Raw genomic sequence first — 16910 nt, 5'->3', positions numbered from 1 at the left:
CCGGGCGGTGCCTACCGTCCGGGTATGGAACGGGCTCGGGAAGGAGGCCCTCGATGTCTGTCTACGTCGGTATCGACGTGCATCGCAAGCGGTCGCAGATCGCCGTGGTGAACCACGGTGGTGCAGTGCAGGTCAACCGGAATGTGCCGAATGGGGTCAAGACGGTGCTGTCGGTGATCGGGGATCTGCCGATCGGGGCACCAGTCGCGTTCGAGGCCGCCTACGGCTGGGGCTGGCTGGTGGAGCTGCTGGAGGATTACGGCTTTGAGCCGCACCTGGTGCATCCACTGCGGTGCAAGGCGATCGCCTCCGCACGACTGAAGAACGACAAGGTCGACGCCGCGACCCTGGCCCAGCTGCTGCGGGCCGACCTTCTCCCGGAGGCGTGGATCGCCCCGCTGGACGTGCGGCAGCAGCGGGCCCTGCTGCGGCACCGCTGCCAGCTGGTGCGGCTGCGGACCCTGCTGCGCAACCGGGTCCACGCCGTCCTGGCGGACCACGGCTGCGACCGGCCGGGCGGCTACTTCACCGCCCCGGGCCGGGCCTGGCTGGAGGGCCTGGACCTGCCGGACGCCTCCCGCCGCGTGGTCGAGGACCTGCTGGTCCTGATGGACGCACTCAAAGAGCCGATCGACGTGCTCGACCGGCAGCTGCCCGCGCAGGCGCGGGGTGATCCGCGCATCAGGGTGCTCACCCAGCTGCCGGGGGTCGGCACGCTCACCGCCCTGGTCATCGTGGCCGAGGTCGGGGACATCACGCGCTTTCCCTCCGCGCGCAAGCTCACCGCTTGGGCCGGGCTGACGCCCACCGTCCGCGGGTCGGACCTGACCGTGCGGCACGGGCACATCTCCAAACAGGGTTCGGACTGGCTTCGGTGGATCTTGTGCGAGGCCGCGCAGACTGCGAAGCGGTCGCCGGAATTCGCCGCCGCCTACCAGCGCCTTGCCCACCGCCGCGGCAAGAAGATCGCCACCACCGCCATCGCCCGCCGCCTGCTGGCTCGCGCCTACCACCTGCTGCGCGCGGTCCAGGACCAATGCGGCCAGCCGGGGGTCCGATGAAAGCAGCCGACAACCGCCACCGGCGGTCGCAGACCCCGGGTGAGCTCGTAAAACAGCATGAGACGGCCCGTCGGCCGCGCTCGATGACCTGACTGAGCAGCCCGGATCCCCGCACCACGGTCATGACGCCGGCCTGTGCGGCCAGACGTCGAATGGGTGGATGTGAGACCACTCCGCCGACCAGCCAGCATCGGGGATGCCAACGGCCATATCCGCGAACGTCCATGACGTTTCCTCGGCCTCCATTGTTGACCGCCTGTCGGCGTACGAGGAAGAGCCGCGAGGACAACGCCCCGGCAACCAACCGAAAGCCGCGGGCGGGGGTCGTCTACGCCCCTTGACAGGCCCGGCCCTCATGGGTGCTGTTTTCTCCTAGGTGCCCCTTCCATCTCCCCACATCACCCCTGTGCTCGGGCCTCTGGGTCGTGCGTCGGAACCTTCTTGAAGGGGTCCTTGGACGCGTCCTTGGCCGGGCGCACGTACCTCTCCCGAGGGATGCGCGAGCCCTTCTTCCAGCGGCCGGCCTCCTCGAGTTCTTCATCCGTCGCGCCGTTCATACCGAGGTCGGTGGCGCCGCCAGCGCGAAGGCTGTGCGAGGACACAGGGCGGCCGTCGGTCTTGAGGCCGGCCGCGGCGAACCACACCTTCACGCGCTCGTTGACGGTCTGCGGGCGTAGGTAGTCACCGCGCTTGGTGGCCGTCTTCGCGCGGGTCTCCGACGAGGCGATGGTGCCGTTGCGCTTGACCTCGCGGAACACGGGCCCAGTGGTGATGCCCTGCGACGCGAGGTAGTCGACCCATCGACGCATTCGGAAGACAAGTCGCAGGTCCTCCCGATCGTGGAGGTAGAGGGTCTGTTCCTCGCCCTTGTGCGTCTTGTCCTCGGCGAGCCACACCAAGACCATGTCGTCCAGGATCGTCAGGTCCTCGAGGTCCAGGTCGACGTCCTCGATGCTGCGGCCGAGGAACCGGTACCCGAAGGCGAACATGGCTGAGTCGCGCCAGCCGATCGGCCGGTCGTCTGCCTCCGCCTTCTCCATCATCGGGACCAGGTACGGCAGCGTGATGGGGAACGCTTCCTTGCGGCGCAGCGCCCGCTTGTTCTTCTTCCGGTACTGCGTCAGGAGCAGCAGGAACAGGCTGTTGTCCGGCTTCTTCCCGGGCGGCATGGACGTCCGGATCAGCGACATGTAGTGCCGGATCGTGGTGACCTTGAGCTGTCTCGCCATCAGGTGGCGGCCGTACTCCGTGTACGTCGCGGTCGTGCACGGTTTCGCCACCCGCCCCTGCTCCGCACACCACGCCTCGAACAGCCGCATCGCCGTACGCCGCTGCGGCGAACCTTCCTCCTCGGCCTCCTTGAGAGCCTGGGCGGTCTCCTCGCTGACGTACAGATCGCGCTCGGTGTACGTCGTGCGTGGATCGTCACTGGTCGGGATCTCCTCGCCGGGCATCAGCACCGTGTGCTCGTTGACGAGAGGACGGGCAGCCGGCGCGGCGCGCACCAGCCTCCCGTCTTCGACGAGTTCGGCGTCAACGATCTCGTCCTGGTCGCGCAGGCTCATTCCGGTGTCGCATCTTCGTCGGGCTTCGCCCGGAGCTGATGCAGCAGCGCGTGCAGGGTGATGATCTGCGAGTTGGTGGACGTGCCCGTCTCGGTGAGCTGTCGAACCAGGTGCAGGAGGCTTCCGACTCCCTGCAGGTCCTGGTTGTAGAGCAGAACGAAGGCGGTTTGGTCAGTCGGGAGCTGCGTGGGGAAGTACCCGACGCGTTGGGCCGCGAGTTCCCGCTCAATGCCTGCGATGATGCGTCGCCCTGCCTTACGTTCGCCCGCCACCGCGAGCAGCTCCTGCACACTCGTCTGCCGCCAACCTCGGTCCCCCTCGGCGATCATCTCGGCGTACGTCTTCCACGGCGTATCAGTCATCGGTCGCTCCACTTCCAACAATCGGGGGTGCAGTCTTTCGATATGGCGGTAGTCAGTAGCGTTGCATTCTGTGCTCGACACAGTTGCCGCACATGTCTGCTTCCGGGATGGCGAAGGTGCTGACGGCGAGACCGCAGTATCCGCAGACTCCCGCGCATTCGATCCCGCAGAAGAGGCAAAGTAGCGTCGAGGTTTCGCCGTCACCGCCGATTGGTACATCGGTCACGGCTTCTGTGCCGCACTCATCGCATTGGTGCACCGGGGATGGGCCGCCACCAGTGATGATCTCGTGCTCCGAGGTGTCCGCGTAGATCCAGGCTGCTTCCGTCGGTGGGCCCAGGTGGGAGTCACAGACCACGCAGGCAAGATCGGCGCCGCCATGTACAGGGACTGCGAGTGCTGCACAGACAGGACAACCGAGGATGGTGGGAAACTGGCCCAACAGCTCCCGGGCGGGCTTCATGCGCCGGTCTACGAGACGTTGGATGCGGCCCAGCCCCGGGCGGATGCGTTCCACGGCCTGCTCGGCAAGCGTCAGCTCCTCTTCCTCTACCAAGGGCAGCAAGTCCTCGCGTACGAAGGTGAGCAGGTTGTCGAGCACGGGCGTCGTGAGCACTTCGACAGTGATGGCACTCTCCGTGACTCCGACGTGCGCGAAGCGGTTGCGCATCTGAGCGAGGGCCTTGAAGTGCCGCGGTTCCAGCAGCATGGCCTCAAGGTCGCACTCCTTGATGACTCGCTTGCGGGCGTCCTCCCAGCCGCAGCTCTTGAAGTCCCCTCGTGCATGCTTGGCCGGGTCGTAACCGTCAGGCGTTGCCCACACGAGGGCAGGGTTCTTCATCGCGAGCCGCGCCTTGAACAACGTCTCGGCCGCGGATGCCAGGTGCACCACGGCGTACTTCAGGTTCCGGGGCGGTACCTCTTCCTGCACGGAGAGCAGATCGACGGTGCTCTCCAAGAAGTCGAGCCCATTGAGCACGGGCGGAAAGTTGACGCTCGGCCCGCTGCCCTTCGTCACGCTCACTGCCGCGCCTCCGCAGAGGGTCCGTAGTGACTCTGCCCGTCGACGGCGCTCACGGCTTCCACGGCCGGTTCACTCCTCTACGGTCGGCGTTCAGCTTCAACGACGTGACTTCCTTGAGGGCAAAGTCCAGGCGGTGCACCGTCGCGTTCAGCTCATCCGCCGGGTCCTGGAGGGCGAGTTCGTGAACCAGGCTCAGGAGGTAGCCGATCCCGTCGTGTTCCTTGCTGTAGAGCAGGACGCGACGCGTGCTGTCGGTCGGGAGTTTGGTCGGCAGGTGGCCGATGTTGTGGTCGGCCAGCTTCTGCTCGATGCGCTCGATGACGCGGGCGCCGGCCTTCTGCGCGCCGGCGATGCGCACCAGGCTCTCAACGTCGCGCGCCTCGTGCCCGGCCCATCTCAGCCTGTGGGCCAGACTCTCCCACTCGTCCATGTCTTCCCACCGCTTCGCGGCCATGCGTACCCCGCCCTCGTGTTGTGGTTCTGACGCGCCGCCAACTTTACCGACAACAATCACAGTTGTTGTCGGCTACTGATGGGTAATCCTGTGGCCTTCATCGAGGATGGAGAGCACCGCCCGAGTCCCGAACGAAGGAGCACCGCCACGGCGAGCTGGACCAACAGCGCTCAGCAGAAGCTCGACCACAACGGGCAGCGGAACGTCTGCGCCGCGGACGGCCATCCCGGCACCGCGGAGGACTCGCTGGTCAAGGCGACCGACGGTTTCCGCGTCCACCTCTCCGACACCACCAACCCGAGCAGCGGCTACTACGGCCAACAGCAGGCGGGGTGAGATGGGTGCCCTGTTGAAGCTCGCGGCGTGCGCCCTCGCCCTCTTGGTCATCGTCCCGCCCGTCCTCGGTGCGCACGGCATCGCGATCGCGGCGGTGGTCGCCATCCTGGGGTGGAGGATCCTGGCGAACCTGTGCTCACCCTCACGGTCGCGGCCGGCATTACGCTCGCCCATGCCTTCCCGGGCGTTTCCGCGATGGTTGGGTCGCGCGCTGGTCGCTGCGGTCGCTACCGTGGCCCAATCAAGGCGTAACGGCCTGGCCGTTCGAGCCGTTCGATTCTTTGCTCAGAACGATTCTCCACTCAGCCCCGTTTCCCACTTTCCCGTGACAACCGCTTGAGCGTGTGCCATCCGAGGTTGGGTGCGCCTGGAATGTGGCAGCTCGGGGCCTACCAGGCCCCTACTGATGGGTATTGAGGTGGGCGCGCGCGGCTCGGGCGAACTCTTGGATGGATTCCTTCAAGCGTGCATGAAGGTCACATGGGGGAACCTCTGACTCTGTCTCCTCTCGCCGGGGCGGCATGAAAGGGGCAAGCGCCATCCTGGCCCAGCAGCGTTGAACGGACATGGCGTGGCGTCGGAGCTGTTCGGCCAGTTCTGCGAGATGGTCAGGGCCTTCGAGCGTGACCACGACTTCGGCATGGACCAGGCCATCGACCTGGTTGGCGTCATGGATGTCCTGTTGCCAGTTCGTGGACGCCTCTTCGATCCACATCAAGGCACGGTCGATGGCCGGTGGAACGTCTGCCGGAGCGAAAGCATCGGCCAGGTCCCCCCTGCGGATGCCTGGGCGGGTCAAGCTGGTCCCCAGCCGGAAGAGGGCGTCCGGAGAGAGGTCTTTACGGCGCAGACGGGCACCGTGCACTCCCTCCACTATGTGCAGGACGGCGCCGGTGCTCATGAGGTAGGACCAGGCGGCTCGGATGAGTTCGGCGTACGCGTCTCGCTGGTGCTGCCGGCGTACCGCGTCGACCGGCCCTCGGTGCGCGGCTCGAGCTTGGGCACGTCCAGCCGCGTAGGCGGCTGCTGCGGCGACGACAGCGGTGGGGGTCGTGATGAGTGCGGCTGTGACTGCTGGGTCCATGAGAGAGATCCTGCCGTGCGCACCGGAGGCTCATCAGTCGGATCGTCACAAGGGGATAAGTTCCGGTGTCCGGCAACATGCCTCGCCCCGGGCTGAGCTGAGCAATCAACCTTGCCTGTCACGCCAGGGTCGATGACACAGGACACCCACCGCGCCTCGTGCGCGCGCTCCGGAGCATCCGTGCGTACGCCCGCGCGGCGCTATCCGGCGGAGAGCACCGCCGGAGTCCCGAAGGAAGGAACCGCGTTGCCCCGTCGTCAGATCGTCACCCTATGTACTGCCCCCGCCCGAGCCGGCGTACGAGCTGCACCGAGAACTGAGGCACGAACCCGAGTTGAGGAGCCGGCTTCCGCGGGGACCGGATGATTACGCGCCGGGGCCGCCACTGGTCCACGGCCGTACTTGGGCGCGGCTTCCCCGGGATCGATCGCGTCTCCACGCTCGTCGGCGGTGACCAGCATCCTGCTGTCGACGGAGCTGTTGGCCAAGACTGAGTTGGAGATGGCCAAGCGCCGCTGGAACCTCGTGGCACCGCGAGGATCCGCCCATGTGTTCGCAGCGCGGCGACGCCCGGGGCACTTCACGGTGTTGATGTGGGGGCGCCCGTAGCGGGTCTTACCTAAGCATCTGCTCGTCATACCTATCGAAGCGCACTTTCGGCGGGAATACCTGCTCGGACAGATCGTACAGACTTCTACATTCGGCTGTTCTGCGGAATCCGCCGGTCTTGGCAGTGTCCGGCGGGCTGAACTTTATATCGTTGGGGTGCTCAACCTCCAGCGTGTACTCATTGGCTGGCACTATGGCGGGGAACGAATATTCGTCCGCAATGAGTCGCCACATGGTGACTGACGCCACTGATTTATGTACGGCAACTATGTTCGGCCCCGTCTTCTTCCATGAGTTGCCGGCCATCCCATACTTCGTATGCTCGGGCTGTTTTGCCCGCCTATAGTAGACCGCGAGCGGAGATTTCGAGTACCTGATTCCGAGATAGTCGATAAACTCCAGACTGAGGTCATAGTATCGTTCCTGATAGAAGGGAACCACATACTTGTCCCCCGTTCCACCGGTATGCTGCACATTCCGCCTTCTGGAGAATTTCTCCTTGCGTGTGGTTCCGCTTCGGTGCCCGAGCGCTTCTTTCATGCTGTCGCTGAGCTTGGCTTGAACGCTCGATTTGATCTTCCCACCCACCTCGCCAGCCGGGAGGATCCCGCCGGGACCCTTGACAAGCAAGGAGAGCTCCGTTGCCAATTCCTGCATGACCTCCTCTGATCGGAGGACTTCCCGCAAGGTAGTCTCTTCGTCGATTACCTCCATGGTTTTCTCGATAATACTCTCTTCTTCCGTCTTGATCCCAGAAGGCGCGGTGAGTATCCCTATTTGCTCACCCTTCCGGAGGGTGGAATTCACGCCTGCGAGTCGAGCGCAAAAATGGAATCTCAGTTGCAGCCAACGCCACTTGTCGTTGGGGTCCGCATTCCAATCGCTGACCTTGGTGAGGTCTCGCTCGAATGGGACACTGAAGACAATGTCATCTGGTGGCACTCGGGACATCGGTCGCTCCTTGGCCTATTACTCCCCGCATGAGGGCCTCACCCCGCAGGCGGCACGCGGCAAATGCACGATGCCGTGTGCGCGATGGGTGTCCGCCGCTTGGCTGGGAAGCTGCCTGTCGGCATCCTTTCAGCGATCCACACTCCAGTATCTAGCGCAAATTGAAAGAGTCGCAACTTGTCTTCCCGTTCTGGATACAGGTGCTTCACGCGAGCCAGCAGGTGACGCTGCGGGTGGCCATCTCTCGCTGAGCAGAGTGGCCAAGTGTCCCTGCAGTGGAGCCCTCGGCCGGAAGGCCGACGTGCGAGTGAAGATGCTCCAGGACAAGGGATGGGCCACGCCGGACTCCGCGTGCAGCGCGACGCAAACGGTGCAGCACGGCCAACGTTGGCGGCTCACTGAAGGCGGAACCGCCGTACTGGAGGGCTGACGCCGTGGTCCGAATCACCGCCAAGCAGTACCAGGAGGCCTTGGCGCGCCGTCGCGGTGGCCAGCCGTACGCGGCCGCCGCAGCGCCGAAGAAGAAGGCCAGCAGGAAGCCGGCCGTGGACCCGGGCCCGCCGTCCACCCCGGAGCCGCTCGCGCTCGAGCCGCTCCTCGCCGGCCTGTCCGGCGTGCGCTACGTGAAGACGATGCTCATGCCGTACGCGGCGGAGATGCTGACCAGCAATCAGCGCCTTCACCACATGGCCGAGTACAAGATCAAGAAACAGCTTCGCGCTGCACGGCTCAAGGTAGGTGCGGCCGAACGCAACTAGACCGGATCCCGGTCGAGTTGGGGTGGGGCTGACCAGCGGATACGAAGAAGACGTAACAGGAACTGGGAGTTCGACGTACAGCACATGAGGGATGGCCCGCTCTCGCCCCCAGCAACAGGAGATGCCCCTCCATGAGCACTGAACACGCTGCGCCCCACACACCGATCTCGGATCGCGCCCCCTCGGCTGGCCAGGGCGGTCACGCGTGATATCTCCCCTGTCCGTCCTTATCCCGTCCCTGGCCGCGGACGCCGCCCACGACGCCGCACATCGGACGCACGCACAGTTCCGGCACGGCGTCTACTCCGTGCCCTGCGAGACATGCCACGTCCCGGCCGGCGAGCTGTGCCTCGCCCGGCGCGCCGTGCACCCCGCCCGCCGGGACCTATACCGGAAGAACCAGGAGGCCACCACGCTGGTGCCCCTACCGGTGGGGCGCGCCCGATGAGCGCCCTCGCCGTCGAGGTCCTGGCCGCCCCGCCCGAGTGGGACAGCCGCCTGGTCGTGCGCGCCGCGGGCCGCCCCGTCCTGCACATCGGCGTCGAGGGCATCACGGCCCCGTCCGTGCCCGTCTTTGCCGTGGCGCTGGAGTGCACGCCGGACGCCGAACGGGCCCCGGGCGTACGGCCGTGGGACGGCCCGGTCGCCGAGTCCGCCATCTGCCCGGCCTGCCTGCGCTCCCTACGTGGAGAGCCGGAACCCGAGGCGCCCCGGCTCGTTCCCGCCGGCGTCGCCGAGGCCCTGCCCGAGCAGGCGCCAGAACCTGACCGCCGCGGCCGCCACGTGCAAGCCGTCCCTGCCCCGGTCACGTACGCCGAGGTGCCCCTGCCCACCGAGCATGCTGGACGTCCGATCGCCTGGTCCCGCTGGACGATATCGCCCGTCATCTCCCACTACGACCCATCGTGTGAATGGTGCGGGGACCCGGGCCCTTGCGAGATGGCAGGCGGCCGCCAGGGCAGCCCGACGTTCCAGACCGATCCCCTGCGCCGGTACGTCGCCTACCGCTGCACGGCATGCCAGTTGATGACTGCGTATGAGCAGGTCGGCAGCGACCTCCAGACCATCGCACACCACAAGTCGCGCGCTCCGAAGGACTGCAACCGATGACCACCACCCTCACCGCCGTGCCCGATACGGCATCCACCACGGCAGACCTCGATCAGCGCGTCGCGCTGATCGCGTGCGGCACCCGCGAGGACAAAACCCAAGCGTGCGACAGCCACCGGAAAAAGGGCGCTGCCTTCGTAGACATCGCGTCGACGGGCGCAGTGGACGCCCTCGCCGCAGCTATATGCGGCTCCAACCAGGGCTGCCGGAAGTGCACCGGCAAGGCCGTCGAGATCATCCGCGTCTACAACGAGGAGGCGGAATGACCACGGCCGTTGCCATGCGCGACGCGGTCGCCTTCGACCTCGAGGGCGGTCTCATAGACGTCTCCAGCATCAACCACCTGGCGAACGACGCCTCCGCGCTCCACCGCGCGATCCTCGGATGCCCGCCCAACCACGACTTCGTGGCCGCTGCCCGGCGCGCGCACGAAAGCGGAAGGGCCGTCCTCGTCATGACCGGCGGGGACCGCCGCCTCGAGCAGCTCGTCCTCACGTGGCTCGGCAGAAAGGTGTGCCCGCGACCCTGGTCCTGATGCGGGGCCGCGGCGGCTACCGTCCCGGCGCCGTGGTGAAGCGGGAACGGCTGCGCGCCGCCCACCGCCAGTTCGCCAACCTCAGCGTGTGGAGCGCCGACCCGAACGTGACCCGCCTGTCGGAGCAGGAGGGCCTCCACGTAACGGTGCTCCCCGGCTGCTGGGGGGACGAGCAGCGAACCAGCCCGGGAACAAGGAGTTCGCCCCTCCGGCCATAGCGGCCAAGCTTCGCGGGGACGAACTGGCCGCGCGCCTGCCACTCGAGGGCTGGCGGACGATGACCTTGCATTGCCAGATCGACGCTACTGGCCCCTCCAGCCAGCATCCGGACTTATCTGCACCAACACGGCGGCCGTCGATGCCAGGGCGGCGTTGCGTTGAGATCTGCGCACCTGGACTCTCACCGATATCATGGATATGACCACTCGCCCAGTCCGTGGGCAATGTGGTCCGGCAGCTCGGAATGAGCAGGCCAGCGAGCACATGAATCGGTACGGTCAACCTGCGCCTCGTTTACGCCATTCGAAAACCTTGCCAGATTAGTGATGCGAAACCGGCGTGGCGTGGTGGCGACCGGAGTGCTGCCAATCATAGCGGAAATGGCGCGAACGAATACACTCAGTAGCGATCGAGGCGGAGGTATCCGCTATGTCTCGCCCAAGCTCTGGAGACGGAGAGAGCGCTCTTCCTGGCCGAGGAGCATCAAAAGAATTTATCACCTGCCCGGCCTGCCGCGTGCCGCTGGCAATGCCTCCGGACCTGGTGGACGAGGTGAACTATCCCGATGACTTCCGCATGATCGCAGACATCTGTTACGGGCGCTTCAATACGCGCCTTCATCAGTGCGGCAAGAGGATCTCCATCACTGTTCCTGTGGTGGCAGCACGAAGCGCTTCTATGGAATTGGTCATAGTCGGAGAGCCTCCGGAGGAGATTGTCCGGTCCCTGAGCGCTCGAGGTTGGTCCGTTTCTGTCGTTGATGATTACAACGGCTTGGCATATCACGTCTTGAAGTGGATTGAGCAGGACAGCACTACCTTTTGGTCCAGCATTTTGGATGGCTCGTTCAGGAAATTGAGCCTTCGAGAGGCTGTGAACAGATTGAGTGCCATCCAGTTGCTGGCCTTCAAGTTGACCCGAGATAGCCGTGTGGGCGTACTGGTTGCACCTGAGGGCAACCCTTCTGCGACACCGGTGCCCTCATCAGACGACGAGCTGGTCAGCCACGTGGTTCGCATTGGGACGAGACTGACGGTAGACCAACTTAAGCGTGTTGTTCGACTCGCGATCTTTGATGGCCTTGGCGGTCGGCTGGAGGAGGCAGTGCTGGGCCGGGTGCCGATCGATTGTCTGGATGACCAGGTCCTTGACAGTTTGGCGACCGATGCCGAATCGGCCTCTGCCCTGTCTCCGAACGATGTGCTTGAGGTGTATTACCTACTAGTGACTTGCGCGGTAGCGCACCGGCTGGCGCAGAGCGAGAATCCGGCAGGCACGCTGTTGGCCGCATTCCTGGCAGAGCTGTATGAACTTGGGCAGCGTGACTACGTCGACCTCGATGAGCGCGTCTGGCTGACGCGCGAGCAGCTGCGACGCCTCGTGGACGCGGGCTCGGCACTCGGCGCGGCAGCCGAGCTTGGGCGGCGTGATGAGCGCGGTCCTCTCAGCCTGCTGTCCCAAGACTTCCTGGATCGGATCGGCTGGTTGGATCTCATTTCCGGCATGACCGTCAGGGTCAGGGACTACGAGGCATTTGGTGAATTCGACACCGCCGCCTTCGCGGAAACCATGCTGACGGTCGCCCTGAACCAGAAAGACACAGGTGGGGACGACTGGGAGTTGGGCCAACTGACCGCCGGGGCAGTCTTCCAGACGATGCGCACTAACCTGCCGATCGACGAACAGGAACTGCTCAACCACCTTGCCAAGGGTCTTGCCGAGCGGGCTTCCCTCATCGCGCACCTGGCTTTTCAGACCGGCGTCATTGAGTATGCCAACCGAGTCCACAGAATCGATCTTTCCACTGCTGCCGCACTAAAGGTGCTACGTGGCCTCTCAGAGGCCGACGTGGGACCGGAGCGGGCCGTTGCTGCCCTGGTGGAGGTCGGCAACACCTTTCGCTACCTGCAACGTTGGAATGAGGCGCTGCAGCTCTACGAGAGTGCCATGAGAATCAGCAGACTCATGCCCGAAGGCCACGCGAAACGCGAATCGGTGCTGGCACGGAACCGGGCGCTTGTCCTCCGAGACGCTCACCGGTTCAGCGAAGCTGAGGCCATACTTAAGGAGCGGCTCAGGACCCACTCCGAGGACTGTGATACCCAGGAGTCATTGATCCTCCTCTACGAGCGGGTAGGGCGCCGGAAAGAGGCGCTCACCATGGTCGAGGAACAGCTCGCCCGAAACGATCTTAGCCCGTACGACACCGCCCGCTTCCTGAGGCTACGAGCGCTACTGAAAGCCTGGTTTGGCCAGCACGACGCAGCAGCTGCCGACTGCCAGGCCGCGCTCGAAGCCCATGTAGATCCGTGGGAACGCCGGGAGATAGAGACGTGCGCCCTGCTGACCGAGCCCGCCGACGAGCAGTTGGACACATTCGTGGCCGACTGCGAACATCGCGCCGCTGAGATCCTGGACGGTCCGCACCTCGAGAACCCTTTCATGGCCCTCTCGGCCGCGACGCTGGCCACGCTACGCCGACTGCGCGCTGGGCGAATCACGCAGGCTGGAGAACTGATTGGGAAGATCGCCGATTGGCTTGATGCACTGAAGGCAAAGGGCTCCTGGCAGTTCGAGCTGGCGGTGGGCTGGCATGCGGTGGAGACGGGCAGGGCAGAGGCTTTCGGTCACCTCACCACCGCGATCGCCGACCTTGACGCGCAGCTGCCCGTGGCCGCAGAGGCCGGCTATGCCGTCGGCGTTCTCGCTGACTTCGCCATCGATGACCTCCAGCGCCTAGCTGCCCGGACGGGTGCCGCTGCGATTGCGTCTGGCCGGAACAAGCCCGCTGACCTGGTCCCCGTGCTGGACGTCGCGAATGGACGCGATCTCACCGCGCGGGCCAGCGTGAGCACAGGGATACCCGACGCTGGTCCTGCGACGGTTGAGGCACTCGACCATTTCCAGGGGGCGGTCGGCGCGGATGTGGTCGCCTTCGTGGATGACACGCCGACGCTGCAGGTGCTCCTCCAGCCTGCCGGTGGGAACAAGCGCCTGGTTGACACCGATATCCCAATAGCTGAAGTAGGCACCGCAGTGCGCGCGCTCCGGGCCTTTGACCTCACCAATCCGTTGGCGCCGCATCGCATGGACAGCCATCTCGCACCATGGTGGGATTTCGCCGCAGCCATCGCATCGCTCCTCCGGCACGAGCTGCCAAGTACCCGGGAACTTGTGGTATTGCCAGGTCGCCTGCTTGTGGCAACGCCGCTGCACGCGGCGGGTTGGCCCGGCCGGCCGCTGATCGCGGACCGCCCCGTCTCGGTGAGCCCGAACCATCGCCTCCTCGTTGGATGGCCCACGGTCGCTGCCCCTGGTCATGGCACTGTTCCGTATGGCCTGATCGGCGTGCCGAAGGCCACCGACACAGCGGCTTTCACCGACAAGCTGGTCTCTTTCATCGATGAGTTCCGGGCCAGAGCACCGCAGGCACGAGTAGTCCCGATGACGGAAGCTGATGAGGCGGCGAGTCTTGCCGTCCTGGGCGAGGCTGAGATGGTTTTGCTGCTCTGCCACGGCGTGCACGGCGGACCCGAGCTAGGCCCAGGAATCTGTGTCGCCGCAGGCGGCATCCTGCCACCCTCATACCTGGACGTCGCGGCAGATGCGGACCTCGGGGTCTTCGTCCTGAGCTGGGACGACATCATTCAACTGCCGCACTCTCCGGCCCTACTGGTGTCCATCGCCTGCTCCAGTGGCCGTACGGTTGTAGGTTCCGGGGGGTCCCGCTTGGGCCTGGAGCAGGGGACGCTGGCCAACGCCACGCGCTTCGTCGTGGCACCGCTATGGCCAGTCGAACAGCACAGCGCGCTGGCCTGGGTTGACGCCCTCCTCGAACCGATGGACCTGGCCGCGGACCAGCTCGCGTTGCAGCGCCTGCCAGAGCTGCATCGGGCCGCCACGCTCGCACTCGCTGACAAGTATCCGCACCCATATCACTGGGCGCCGTTCGCACTCTCGACCGCCCTACGAGGAGAAGCCCCATGAACGACCTCCACACTCGCATCAAGGAGCTCGACCGGGCCACCGCATACGAGGCATCCAGGTTGCTGGCCGCTGAGCTGGGCGCAGACCCTGTTGTCAAGCCAATCGACCATGAAGTCCTCGCTGACCCAATGACCCATCAGGACGACCTGGAAGACCTGGCCAAGGTGCTGCTTCTGGCTACGGCCGACCTCGACCCGGATGCTGTCAACCGTGCCATCGACGGCGCCGGGCACGTGCAGCTCGTGCTGGGCGGGTTCGAGCTGATCGGTCTGGCAATCCTCATCGTGGGTGGCATCCAAGTGGTCATGTCGAGAGGCAAAATCACCGAGCACGTCGAGACGGTCGTGATCGAGCGCGACAGCAGCGGGCAAGAGCAGATGACCACAACCAATAGGACCACGCGCTACGGCATTTCCGGTCGTGTAGCAGGCCTCCTCGAGCTCCTCACCCAGACGCCCTCAGGTCCCCCCTGAACAGTTGAAACGGCGGCCATCCGCTCTTGCAGCCAGCGCCGCCGCAATTGGAAGCCGAGCGGTGGGCGAAGTGGGTCGCGCCCTGCCCGGTCCGTGACGCCAGCCAACCAGCGCCGAGACCTACGCGCCGGCGCCGCCAGCTGCGGCCGAACGCGCTGCGGAGCCTGTTCGACGGCAAAAGGGGGTAGCGGGCGACTGCTTCGGGGAGGGGCCTCAGCCGGTCGACTGAGGACCGACCTTGTCGTGTCCGTGTCGGCGGCCCATGCGATGATCCTCCGTCATGGGGAGACACACATGGGGGAAGACTGCCGGCGCGCTGGTCCTGGCCGTGACTGCGGCGGCCGCGAGCGCCTGCAGCAGCTCGAACGACGACGGCGACGCAAAGCCGGCCGCGAAGGCAAAGACGGTGACCGTGGAGGCCGCGACCACCACGTTCCAGGACGCGGTGACCAAGTTCGACACGGACGGCGGCTGCCTTGAGCAGGAGCCGGGTACGTGCTGGGACCAGATGCAGGCGCTTATGAAGCCCGCGCGCGAGCTGCGGAAGGCGCTGAATGCGGAGAAGTCCGTGGGCGCCGACTTCTGGACCGAGGCGTACGCCCTGATCGACACCATGGAAGACGGCATCGCGGTCGGCGAGGACCAGGGCGTTCCGGCTGGCGGCGCCACGGAGCTGACGAACCGGGACGACGTCCTCGGCTCCGCGCACGACCTGTCCGACTGGCTCGACGCCCACCCGATCAAGTAGCGGAGATAGGGCCGCATCCGCGCGGGCAGCCGCTCACTGGCGGCCCGCGCTGGCCTACTCGCCCTTCGGCTCGCCTGCAGCCAAGCGAGGACCGATGCGCCCGCACCGTTCCGCATAAGCCGACAGGTGCCGGGCCTGGAATTCCTCAGCGTCCCAGTCCTCGGTGCGGACATCGCCTCCCTGCCAGACGTACGCCAACCCCATCGTGCCGGTGGAGAGGGACAGTTCCCGCAGTTCGTACTGATCGTCCTCGAACGCGTCCAGAATGCGCCACTCCTCGTTGCTCAGATCGGTGAGCACCACGCCGGCCGCCGAGCCGCCGAGAGCTTGGACGACGAGGCCAGGGTAGACACGCCCCTCAAGGGCGGCTGCGCGATAGCCGGGAGCGGACGCTGGCAAGCGTTGGGGAACCCGCCCCAACAGCCCCTTGAGGACGTCATCGAACTGGAGCGTGCCGTAGCAGAACAGCCCCTTGGGGCCTGCCGGGGAGCGATCTAAGCGCCGTGAGTTGCCTGACACCAGGATATCCACCTTCCATAGGCTTCGACTTGAGCAGAAACCTACCGGTGCCCTCCCCCGCTTCCCGAAGCCCGATACAGACAGGCAGGATCGGCACATGAGGATTCTGGTAATCGGCGGCACCTGGTTCCTGGGGAAGTGCATCGCAGAGGGGGCCTTGGCGAGAGGGTGGTCCGTCACCACGTTCAACCGGGGGCGGTCCGGCCGAGATGTCGAGGGCGTGAGTCCCGTGCACGGCGACCGCACCGACCGGGAAGACCTTCAACACCTCGCCCAACACGGCCCGTGGGACGCCGTGGTGGACACCTCCAGCTCCGACTTCCCGCCACGCGACGTGCTGCTCGCAGCGACCGCGCTACGCGGCGCCGCGCGACGCTGGGTGCACATCTCCACCGTATCTGTGTACCACGGCTGGCCGCACCAGCCGCTCACTGACGCCTCACCAGTTCTGGACTGCCGCGCGGATGCTGACGAGTCGTACGGGTACACCGGTGAAGACGGCAGCCCGACCGTCTACGGGTTCCAGAAGGCCGGCGGCGAGCGAGCAGTGGCCGAGGCGTTCGGCGACGCCGCGGTTTTCCTCCGGCCCGGAGTCATCCTGGGCCCCGGCGAGTACGTCGGTCGGCTGCCCTGGTGGCTGACCCGGGCCAAGCGCGGCGGGCGGATTCTGGCGCCCGCCCCGGCCGATCAGCGCATCCAACCCGTCGACGTCCGTGACGTCGCCGCGTTCGCGCTCGACCAGGCCACCAGCGACACAAGCGGCGGGTACAACGTCACCCACCCGGAGGGCATCACCTTCGCCGACTTCATCAGCGAGTGCCTGACGGTCACCGGCGGAGCCGGCAAACCGGAGTGGGCGGCGCCGGACGTCCTAATCGACCACGGCGTCGTGCAGTGGACGGAACTCCCCCTGTGGCGGACGCACGCAGGCGTGTGGTCGGTCGACTCCAGCCGGGCCGTGGCCGCGGGCCTACGCTGCCGGCCGATCGCCGACACCATCCGCGACACCTGGGCCTGGCTGGCATCCGACGGACGTCCCGTGGACCACCCGAGGTGGGCGGAGCACGGGATCGCCGAGGAGAAGGAAGCGAAAATCCTCGCCTCCTTCGCCTGAG

The 16910-nt window shown here is 65.9% G+C and carries 20 protein-coding genes; 13 read left to right on the top strand and 7 right to left on the bottom strand.

The features are described 5' to 3' along the window. The first annotated feature begins 53 nt into the window (after nt 1-53). Entirely contained in the window at nt 54-1061 is a 1008-nt protein-coding gene (locus ACKTSN_RS39900; RefSeq protein ID WP_409473522.1) for an IS110 family transposase, read from the top strand. 398 nt (nt 1062-1459) lie between these two features. Here ACKTSN_RS39900 and ACKTSN_RS39895 read toward each other — a convergent pair whose 3' ends face one another. Genes ACKTSN_RS39895 through ACKTSN_RS39880 form a run of 4 tightly spaced genes read right to left on the bottom strand, consistent with a single transcriptional unit; the run spans nt 1460 to nt 4466 of the window. Further along, complete coding sequence (locus ACKTSN_RS39895) at nt 1460-2626, bottom strand: tyrosine-type recombinase/integrase (protein WP_409473521.1); 1167 nt, start codon at nt 2624-2626, stop codon at nt 1460-1462. Beyond that, entirely contained in the window at nt 2623-2988 is a 366-nt protein-coding gene (locus tag ACKTSN_RS39890) for a hypothetical protein (protein ID WP_409473520.1), read from the bottom strand. Before ACKTSN_RS39890 ends, ACKTSN_RS39895 begins: the two co-directional genes overlap by 4 nt. 52 nt (nt 2989-3040) lie before the next feature. Then, nucleotides 3041-4012 carry a hypothetical protein gene (locus ACKTSN_RS39885; protein WP_360393187.1) on the bottom strand — a complete coding sequence of 324 codons (972 nt, stop codon included), beginning with the start codon at nt 4010-4012 and terminating at the stop codon, nt 3041-3043. A gap of 49 nt (nt 4013-4061) precedes the next feature. Next, nucleotides 4062-4466, bottom strand: a complete 405-nt coding sequence (locus tag ACKTSN_RS39880) for a hypothetical protein (protein ID WP_409473519.1) — start codon at nt 4464-4466, stop codon at nt 4062-4064. A gap of 78 nt (nt 4467-4544) precedes the next feature. Here ACKTSN_RS39880 and ACKTSN_RS39875 point away from each other — a divergent pair, with 78 nt between their 5' ends. Beyond that, nucleotides 4545-4802 (top strand): hypothetical protein, encoded by a 258-nt coding sequence (locus ACKTSN_RS39875; RefSeq protein ID WP_409473518.1) that lies wholly within the window; start codon nt 4545-4547, stop codon nt 4800-4802. 400 nt (nt 4803-5202) lie between these two features. Here the strand turns inward: ACKTSN_RS39875 and ACKTSN_RS39870 are convergent, their stop codons facing one another. Continuing rightward, on the bottom strand, nt 5203-5703 hold the full coding sequence (locus tag ACKTSN_RS39870) for a hypothetical protein (RefSeq protein ID WP_409473517.1): 501 nt from the start codon (nt 5701-5703) through the stop codon (nt 5203-5205). Between the two features lie 633 nt (nt 5704-6336). Between ACKTSN_RS39870 and ACKTSN_RS39865 the strand changes: the two genes are divergently transcribed. Beyond that, entirely contained in the window at nt 6337-6495 is a 159-nt protein-coding gene (locus ACKTSN_RS39865) for a hypothetical protein (RefSeq protein ID WP_409473516.1), read from the top strand. A gap of 6 nt (nt 6496-6501) precedes the next feature. Here the strand turns inward: ACKTSN_RS39865 and ACKTSN_RS39860 are convergent, their stop codons facing one another. Next, a complete protein-coding gene (locus ACKTSN_RS39860; RefSeq protein ID WP_409473515.1) occupies nt 6502-7302 on the bottom strand; it encodes a hypothetical protein in 801 nt (266 codons plus the stop codon). A gap of 578 nt (nt 7303-7880) precedes the next feature. On the opposite strand from ACKTSN_RS39860, the gene ACKTSN_RS39855 reads away from it, so the two are divergent. The 9 genes from ACKTSN_RS39855 (at nt 7881) to ACKTSN_RS39815 (ending at nt 15276) form a co-directional block, all read left to right on the top strand. After that, complete coding sequence (locus ACKTSN_RS39855; protein ID WP_409473514.1) at nt 7881-8204, top strand: hypothetical protein; 324 nt, start codon at nt 7881-7883, stop codon at nt 8202-8204. Nucleotides 8205-8409: 205 nt separating this feature from the next. Continuing rightward, the gene (locus tag ACKTSN_RS39850; protein ID WP_409473513.1) at nt 8410-8652 is read left to right on the top strand and encodes a zinc finger domain-containing protein; all 243 of its coding nucleotides are present in this window, start codon (nt 8410-8412) and stop codon (nt 8650-8652) included. Beyond that, a complete protein-coding gene (locus ACKTSN_RS39845; RefSeq protein WP_409473512.1) occupies nt 8649-9314 on the top strand; it encodes a hypothetical protein in 666 nt (221 codons plus the stop codon). The genes ACKTSN_RS39850 and ACKTSN_RS39845 overlap by 4 nt, the downstream gene beginning before the upstream one ends. Further along, the gene (locus ACKTSN_RS39840) at nt 9311-9580 is read left to right on the top strand and encodes a hypothetical protein (RefSeq protein ID WP_409473511.1); all 270 of its coding nucleotides are present in this window, start codon (nt 9311-9313) and stop codon (nt 9578-9580) included. The genes ACKTSN_RS39845 and ACKTSN_RS39840 overlap by 4 nt, the downstream gene beginning before the upstream one ends. After that, entirely contained in the window at nt 9577-9849 is a 273-nt protein-coding gene (locus tag ACKTSN_RS39835; RefSeq protein ID WP_409473510.1) for a hypothetical protein, read from the top strand. The genes ACKTSN_RS39840 and ACKTSN_RS39835 overlap by 4 nt, the downstream gene beginning before the upstream one ends. Continuing rightward, nucleotides 9828-10067, top strand: a complete 240-nt coding sequence (locus ACKTSN_RS39830; RefSeq protein WP_409473509.1) for a hypothetical protein — start codon at nt 9828-9830, stop codon at nt 10065-10067. Before ACKTSN_RS39835 ends, ACKTSN_RS39830 begins: the two co-directional genes overlap by 22 nt. 553 nt (nt 10068-10620) lie before the next feature. Next, nucleotides 10621-14055 (top strand): CHAT domain-containing protein, encoded by a 3435-nt coding sequence (locus tag ACKTSN_RS39825; protein WP_409473508.1) that lies wholly within the window; start codon nt 10621-10623, stop codon nt 14053-14055. After that, entirely contained in the window at nt 14052-14528 is a 477-nt protein-coding gene (locus ACKTSN_RS39820; protein ID WP_409473507.1) for a hypothetical protein, read from the top strand. Before ACKTSN_RS39825 ends, ACKTSN_RS39820 begins: the two co-directional genes overlap by 4 nt. Nucleotides 14529-14808: 280 nt before the next feature. Further along, a complete protein-coding gene (locus ACKTSN_RS39815) occupies nt 14809-15276 on the top strand; it encodes a hypothetical protein (RefSeq protein WP_409473506.1) in 468 nt (155 codons plus the stop codon). A gap of 54 nt (nt 15277-15330) precedes the next feature. Here the strand turns inward: ACKTSN_RS39815 and ACKTSN_RS39810 are convergent, their stop codons facing one another. Further along, nucleotides 15331-15807 (bottom strand): gamma-glutamylcyclotransferase family protein, encoded by a 477-nt coding sequence (locus ACKTSN_RS39810; protein WP_409473505.1) that lies wholly within the window; start codon nt 15805-15807, stop codon nt 15331-15333. An 85-nt stretch (nt 15808-15892) separates the two neighbouring features. Here ACKTSN_RS39810 and ACKTSN_RS39805 point away from each other — a divergent pair, with 85 nt between their 5' ends. Further along, entirely contained in the window at nt 15893-16909 is a 1017-nt protein-coding gene (locus ACKTSN_RS39805; protein WP_409473504.1) for an NAD-dependent epimerase/dehydratase family protein, read from the top strand. Nucleotide 16910: the final 1 nt, after the last annotated feature.

The sequence above is a fragment of the Streptomyces flavusporus genome (assembly GCF_046267975.1).
In the GTDB taxonomy this organism is placed as follows: Bacteria; Actinomycetota; Actinomycetes; order Streptomycetales; family Streptomycetaceae; genus Streptomyces; species Streptomyces flavusporus.
Note: the sequence above shows the minus strand (reverse complement) of the source record. Positions and strands in the feature narration are given on the sequence as shown.

Bases quoted from the DNA above. Each gene is read 5' to 3' on its own strand.
- ACKTSN_RS39900 (WP_409473522.1), top strand. From the start codon at position 54: ATGTCTGTCTACGTCGGTATCGACGTGCATCGCAAGCGGTCGCAGATC.
- ACKTSN_RS39805 (WP_409473504.1), top strand. From the start codon at position 15,893: ATGAGGATTCTGGTAATCGGCGGCACCTGGTTCCTGGGGAAGTGCATC.
- ACKTSN_RS39840 (WP_409473511.1), top strand. From the start codon at position 9,311: ATGACCACCACCCTCACCGCCGTGCCCGATACGGCATCCACCACGGCA.
- ACKTSN_RS39895 (WP_409473521.1), bottom strand. From the start codon at position 2,626: ATGAGCCTGCGCGACCAGGACGAGATCGTTGACGCCGAACTCGTCGAA.
- ACKTSN_RS39815 (WP_409473506.1), top strand. From the start codon at position 14,809: ATGGGGAGACACACATGGGGGAAGACTGCCGGCGCGCTGGTCCTGGCC.
- ACKTSN_RS39845 (WP_409473512.1), top strand. From the start codon at position 8,649: ATGAGCGCCCTCGCCGTCGAGGTCCTGGCCGCCCCGCCCGAGTGGGAC.
- ACKTSN_RS39870 (WP_409473517.1), bottom strand. From the start codon at position 5,703: ATGAGCACCGGCGCCGTCCTGCACATAGTGGAGGGAGTGCACGGTGCC.
- ACKTSN_RS39890 (WP_409473520.1), bottom strand. From the start codon at position 2,988: ATGACTGATACGCCGTGGAAGACGTACGCCGAGATGATCGCCGAGGGG.
- ACKTSN_RS39835 (WP_409473510.1), top strand. From the start codon at position 9,577: ATGACCACGGCCGTTGCCATGCGCGACGCGGTCGCCTTCGACCTCGAG.
- ACKTSN_RS39880 (WP_409473519.1), bottom strand. From the start codon at position 4,466: ATGGCCGCGAAGCGGTGGGAAGACATGGACGAGTGGGAGAGTCTGGCC.
- ACKTSN_RS39875 (WP_409473518.1), top strand. From the start codon at position 4,545: ATGGGTAATCCTGTGGCCTTCATCGAGGATGGAGAGCACCGCCCGAGT.
- ACKTSN_RS39820 (WP_409473507.1), top strand. From the start codon at position 14,052: ATGAACGACCTCCACACTCGCATCAAGGAGCTCGACCGGGCCACCGCA.